The 5,968-nt window shown below is 43.9% G+C and carries 6 protein-coding genes; 3 read left to right on the forward strand and 3 right to left on the reverse strand.

All coding sequences use genetic code 11. The annotated features are described in order from the left end of the window. The 3 genes from B7C60_RS18675 to cra all read right to left on the reverse strand — a co-directional run. Positions 1-885: AAA family ATPase (locus tag B7C60_RS18675; protein ID WP_245869036.1), on the reverse strand; the 885-nt coding region annotated here is incomplete at its 3' end. A gap of 2 nt (positions 886-887) precedes the next feature. Continuing rightward, on the reverse strand, positions 888-2,030 hold the full coding sequence (locus tag B7C60_RS08825) for an exonuclease SbcCD subunit D (protein ID WP_099611323.1): 1,143 nt from the start codon (positions 2,028-2,030) through the stop codon (positions 888-890). A 142-nt stretch (positions 2,031-2,172) separates the two neighbouring features. Continuing rightward, on the reverse strand, positions 2,173-3,285 hold the full coding sequence (gene cra / locus B7C60_RS08830) for a catabolite repressor/activator (protein ID WP_099611324.1): 1,113 nt from the start codon (positions 3,283-3,285) through the stop codon (positions 2,173-2,175). 189 nt (positions 3,286-3,474) lie between these two features. Between cra and fruB the strand changes: the two genes are divergently transcribed. The 3 genes from fruB to B7C60_RS18680 all read left to right on the forward strand — a co-directional run. Further along, complete coding sequence (gene fruB / locus B7C60_RS08835; protein ID WP_099611325.1) at positions 3,475-4,620, forward strand: fused PTS fructose transporter subunit IIA/HPr protein; 1,146 nt, start codon at positions 3,475-3,477, stop codon at positions 4,618-4,620. Between the two features lie 10 nt (positions 4,621-4,630). Then, positions 4,631-5,584, forward strand: coding sequence for a 1-phosphofructokinase (gene pfkB, locus B7C60_RS08840; protein ID WP_099611326.1), 954 nt, complete (start codon positions 4,631-4,633; stop codon positions 5,582-5,584). Between the two features lie 18 nt (positions 5,585-5,602). Further along, positions 5,603-5,968, forward strand: a 366-nt coding sequence (locus B7C60_RS18680; protein ID WP_281251685.1) for a PTS fructose transporter subunit IIB, incomplete at its 3' end; no start/stop codon positions are given.

The raw sequence follows: 5,968 nt of genomic DNA on the forward strand, positions 1-5,968 counted from the left end.
TAAACGCTTACGCAAAGCCTCAATTTCGGGTTGCTGAGCAAGCATGGCCGTTTTTTCTATTTCAAGCTGTGTTTGCTGGCTAAATTGCTTTTGCAGCTCTTGTGCCTCATTCCATTGTTGCTTTAAAGCTTCGAGTTGCTTTTGTGATGTTTGATATGCTTGCTCACTTTGTTGTACTAAAGGCTGAATCGTCAAAATTTCCGCTTGTAATGCTTCCTCACTACTCAGTGACGTCACATCTAATGCTCCTTTGATCTGATGATCAAACTGTTCTTTTCGTTTACGGATATCCGACGCGCGCTCAAGTAGCTCTCGTTCAATTTGCGCATAAATCTGAGTTTGAAATAGCTGACCAAAAATTTGTTCACGTTCCTTTGAGTTAGCAATCAACAGCTCTCGAAACTTTCCTTGCGGAATCACCATCACTTGACGAAACTGCTTCACATCAAGCCCAATTAATTGCAACATCGCTTTACTGACTGGGGTTGGGCGATGCGCAATGAGTTTTTCTTCTCCCGAATCGAGCCGTTCAACCAAACTGGCGGCATGATTTTTTTTGGTTGTTCCTTCCCCACGCTGTTTCGCCACTTCTTGATCTGGGCTGCGCGTGATCATAAAACGGCGTTGGTTTAGCTCAAAAATAAACTGAACTTCCGTTAAGAGTGAATTAGGCGCATAGTCGCAGCGCATTTGATCACCTGAACGCTCACTACCTGTTGTTTCACCATATAAGGCATAACAAATCGCATCCAAAATTGAGCTTTTCCCTGCTCCTGTTGGGCCATTTATCAGGAACAGCGGCGCATGGCCAAACTGACTAAAGTCGATAATTTGTTGAGTTGCAAAAGGACCAAAGGCTTGGAGCGTCAATTGAATCGGTCGCATAATTACAAAAGCTCCTTATGCTTCAGTGATTGAATAACATCAGAAATAGCAAGTACTTGAGGCTCAGATAATGGCTCTTGCTTAGCTTCCAAGAAAAAATCCCGAAACATGTCCATTTCGCCTCGTGCTAATCGCGCACGTCCCATGGCTTGATCGGCATCCATCAACATGCCAGGCTTTTCTAAGTGCAGAACATGAGGATAGACTTGGCGTAATTTTTCCATCGGATCAAGGATCGCGTGTTTATCCATCAGGCGAACCAAAAGATAATCTTCATGGTTAGGGTCGTGTCGCCCTTGTTCAATTAAGTCGGCTAGCTCTCCCTCGACAATACGCATATCATAGCGAGATGATAGAGGAAGGTGCTGCGCCGAGACAAATCCCTCTTTATTCAACTCAACCAGAGTCATGCCTTTTTTTTGATGTTGCTCCGAAAAGCTGTACTTCAGCAAAGATCCACTGTAACGGATAAAGTCTTGTCCTTTCTGCTGAGGCTGGTGCAAATGCCCTAATGCCACATAATCAAAAGGTAAAAAATGTTCATGATTAACTCGGTCTGAACCACCAATAGAAAGTGGCCGTTCAGATTCAGACTCCATTGCACCATCAACAAAACAGTGACTAATCAATACATGCCGCTGTGACGAATCAAACTGTTCAACTATACGTTTGCAAAGATATTGGTGGGCTTCATCATGGCTGCTGACTTTATTTTGAAACGCATCTCGGACTAATTCAGGGTCATTATACGGCATACCATAAAACGCCACTTCTCCAGCCTGCTCAGACTTCAGCACCACAGGTGTGAGCATCTGAGAAAAGTTACTGATGATATGTAAACCGGATGATTGCATCTGTTTGGCCGCAAACCCCAAACGCTTAGCACCATCATGATTACCCGGAATCATGATCACCGGAATACCCTGTTGTCCACAGACTTTGCTGACGACCTCATCCAATAATTCAATCGCTGCGGTCGGTGGAACAGAACGGTCATACACATCACCTGACACCACCAACGCGTCTACTGGATATTGCTCCATGTATTGAATCATTTGATTAAGAACATGTCGTTGATCATCAAGCAATGATACGTTATGAAATTGACGACCTAAATGCCAATCAGAGGTGTGCAAAAACTTCATTCCAAGCCTATAAGCCAATAGGGATAATAACACTATGATATACCTAACTAACTTCAAGATGCTAGGAACAATCCCCCGCACAATTGATCGACATTAGCGCGTCACTTATCTAAAAAATGCGTCAACCACAAATAAAACTATCTCATAAAGGCATCAGCTCACGACGAACCTTGAGCTTTCTTGGTATCAGTTCAATACCCGTGGCATAACGTTTGGCTGAAGCATTAAGTGCCAGTGCTAAAGCACTGTCCGCTATAAGTTCAAACTGCTGAGGTAATGAGTTGATTTTTATCGGTAAAAAATCCAGCAGCCGATTATCGCCAAAAGTAGCTAGATGCAACTTATCCATCAATTCTGGGTATTCCAAAAGCACATCCAAAATACCTTCTAATAAGGTATATGAGGTCGAGACGATGGCATCCGGCATCGTCCCTTCTCTTCGCCACTGTTCAAAAATCCTTCGCCCTTCTTGACGATTAAAGTGCTCGCCATACCCTAGTAAGGCTTGCTTATTTTCTGCTTTTAACGCAGATTCAAAACCTAGCTGGCGTTCCTGAGAAATACTAAGTTCTGGCAAGGCTCCAATCAACCCAACCGTTATGACCGACTCACTTAATACGGATTGGGTTAATTCAAACGCAGCGCCAAAGTCTTCACTGATCACACAGGGAAAATATTCGTCATCTAAAGGACGGTCAATCGCAATCACAGGCGTCCCAGCCCGCTGCATTTTACAATAGAATTCACTGGCATCAGGCATACTACTAGCAACAAATAGTGCATCAATGCGGCGAGAAACCAAAGCCTGCGCGACGTTTTTTTCAATAGCTGCATCGTCATCCGAACAACCGATTAAAATTTGGTAGCCAGCTTGTCGTGAGTTTTGCTCTAGCAATTTTGCTAATTTGGCATAACTGGTATTTTCTAGATCTGGGATGATCAAACCAAATGAGCGGCTATTTCCGGCTCGCAGTGAAGAAGCCGCTAAATCGGGTCGATAGTTATATTGATCAACCACTGCCATGACTTTTTGCTGAGTTTTTTCACTGATTCGGTATTTAGTCGCTTTGCCATTGATTACATAACTGGCGGTAGTTTTAGAGACGCCAGCCAACTTGGCGATTTCATCAAGTGTCATATCCATTACTCTAGTTCTGTGCGTAGGATCATAGAAATAAATCTTTGATCCTAAATTGAGTTGAATTATACGCTGAATCGATTCAGTATTAAAGCTGAAAGGATTCAGCAAAAACATAAACTGATAGCTAAGTCGAGTTTTTTAGACTACACCTAGTAAAACAGATTTATTTTCCTCAATGACGGTTTTGCTAAATTTTTTTGAACTTAAAGCTGAAACCATTCAGCTCATTTAAATAACCCTCACACCGATCTGTTAAATTCGGTGCGATGACAAAGAAGCCTTCGATAGGCTAAGGGGCTAAACATGCTGCAACTTTCACCTAAAGATATTCGCTTAGATCAAATGCCATCCAACAAGCAAGAGGCCATTCGTTCTATCGCGGCAGATCTAACAGAAAAAAAACTGGTCGAATCGAACTATGTCCAAGGTATGCTAAACCGTGAAGCACAAAATTCGACGTTCTTAGGTAATGGCATTGCCATTCCACACGGTACCATCGATACCCGTGACTTAGTACAAGAAACCGGTGTGGCAGTTCATCATTTTCCTCATGGGGTCGATTGGGGAGACGGTAACACGGTTTATGTCGCTATTGGAATTGCCGCAAAATCAGATGAACATTTAGGCATTTTAAAACAGTTAACTAAAGTATTGTCTGCTGATGGGGTCGAAGAGAAGCTTAAGCAAGCAAAACAAACCTCAGATATTATTGCTCTACTCAGTGGTGATGTGCAATTCGAAGCAGATTTTGATCCATCGTTAATTCAACTTCTCTTCCCTGCCAGCGATATGCTCCAAATGAGTGCCGTTGCAGGTGGACTCCTTAAAAATACAGGTTGTGCAGACAGCGAGTTTGTCGCCGAACTTGTGACCAAACAACCAACTCATTTAGGTAAAGGCCTTTGGTTAGTCAGTAGTGATAAACAGGTAAAGCGCAGTGGAATGTCTTTTGTTTCAACCGCCAATCACTGCGACTATCAAGGCACGCCGGTAAAAGCATTAATCGCCATTGCCGCGAGTAATGCCTCTCATCACAGTTTGTTAGATAAGATCACACAACTCGTGTTTGTTCAACAACAAGAAAAACTATTACAGGCCGATGCTCAGCAATTAATCGCGCTGTTCACACAAGAAGTCAATACTGTAACGCTCTCACACAGTGAAACCGAGGGTGGCGAAAGTGCGGTATTTAAAATCACCAACACACACGGATTACACGCTCGCCCAGGAGCCATGCTGGTCGCTGAAGCGAAAAAATTCACATCTAACATTAAGGTCTCAAACTTAGATGGGGACGGTAAAGCCGTCAATGCAAAAAGTTTAATGAAAGTGATTGCGCTGGGTGTAAAACACGGCCATCGGTTGCAATTTACTGCAGAAGGCCCAGATGCAGCCCAAGCGCTTGAGTCGATTGGTTTCGCCATTAAATCTGGTCTTGGTGAGCATTAAGGAGCCTGTCATGAGTAATAAAGTGGTCACTATTACCCTAAACCCAGCTTTAGATTTGACTGGCAGTCTAGATTGCTTGCAAGTCGGTTCCGTGAGTTTGGTAAAACAAGGTTCACTTCACCCCGCTGGTAAAGGCGTCAATGTTGCTAAAGTGCTGAGCGATCTCGGGGCTAAGGTTACCGTTACTGGTTTTCTTGGCCTAGATAATCAAGAAATGTTTTGCCAACTTTTTGAACAGATTGGCGCGCAAGATCAATTTATTCGTATTCAAGGGGCAACTCGGATTAATGTCAAATTGGTCGAAAAATCGGGTCAGGTCAGTGATATCAACTTCCCCGGCATTCATGTCAATGAACAAGATATTGCTCACTTTGAACAAACCTTATTCCAACTGGCTGAGGATCACGACTACTTTGTGCTAGCGGGTAGCTTACCTTCTGGTATTTCCCCTCAGCTTTGCGCCACTTGGATAGCAAAATTGTCCTCTTTAGGTAAGAAAGTCCTTTTTGATAGCAGTCGAGATGCTTTAGCCGTTGGCATTAACGCTAAACCTTGGTTAATCAAGCCTAATGATGAGGAATTGGCCCAATTTGTTGGCCGTGAATTACCCAACCCTGAAGCTTGCCGCCTGGCCGCAGAACAATTGGCCGATAAAGGTATTGAGAATATCGTCGTCTCAATGGGGGCCGAAGGCACCATGTGGCTGAATCAAGGGCAATGGTTACATGCTAAACCGCCCAAAATGGAGGTTATTAGTACCGTTGGTGCGGGCGATACCTTAGTCGCTGGCCTGTGCTGGGGCCATATGCAAGCAATGGAAAAAGAATCGCTGATCACTTTCGCTACCGCGCTCTCCGCTCTTGCGGTGACGCAAGTTGGCGTGGGTATACCCAGTGTTGAACACTTAATTTCCCTACAAAAAGAGATCCACCTACAACCCGTTAGTCATAAAACTAACCATTAAGGACAGAAGGTCGAAACTATGAATATTGCCATCATTACCGCATGCCCCAGTGGGGTTGCCAATAGTATTATTGCCGCAGATCTGCTTGAGCAGGCTGCCAAATCATTGAACTGGACGGCAACGGTTGAGTGTCACTCTACTGTATTAGAAACCCATACGTTAACAGAAGCAGAAATTGCACAAGCTGACGTGGTCATTATTGCCACCAATACTCCTATTGATACGACCCGTTTCATTGGTAAAAAAGTCTACCAAAGTGATATTTCTGCCTGTACGAGCGATCCTAAAGCTTACCTGACCATGGCAGTCCAACAAGCCGCAGAGCTTTCAGCTACAGAAGCCACCACTTTCCAATCACTGGCGACAACCAGTCATGCTGCGAAA

The organism is Vibrio fujianensis, assembly GCF_002749895.1.
GTDB classification, from domain to species: domain Bacteria; phylum Pseudomonadota; class Gammaproteobacteria; order Enterobacterales; family Vibrionaceae; genus Vibrio; species Vibrio fujianensis.

Bases quoted from the DNA above. Each gene is read 5' to 3' on its own strand.
- B7C60_RS08825 (WP_099611323.1), bottom strand. From the start codon at position 2,030: ATGAAGTTTTTGCACACCTCTGATTGGCATTTAGGTCGTCAATTTCAT.
- cra (WP_099611324.1), bottom strand. From the start codon at position 3,285: ATGTTTTTGCTGAATCCTTTCAGCTTTAATACTGAATCGATTCAGCGT.
- fruB (WP_099611325.1), top strand. From the start codon at position 3,475: ATGCTGCAACTTTCACCTAAAGATATTCGCTTAGATCAAATGCCATCC.
- pfkB (WP_099611326.1), top strand. From the start codon at position 4,631: ATGAGTAATAAAGTGGTCACTATTACCCTAAACCCAGCTTTAGATTTG.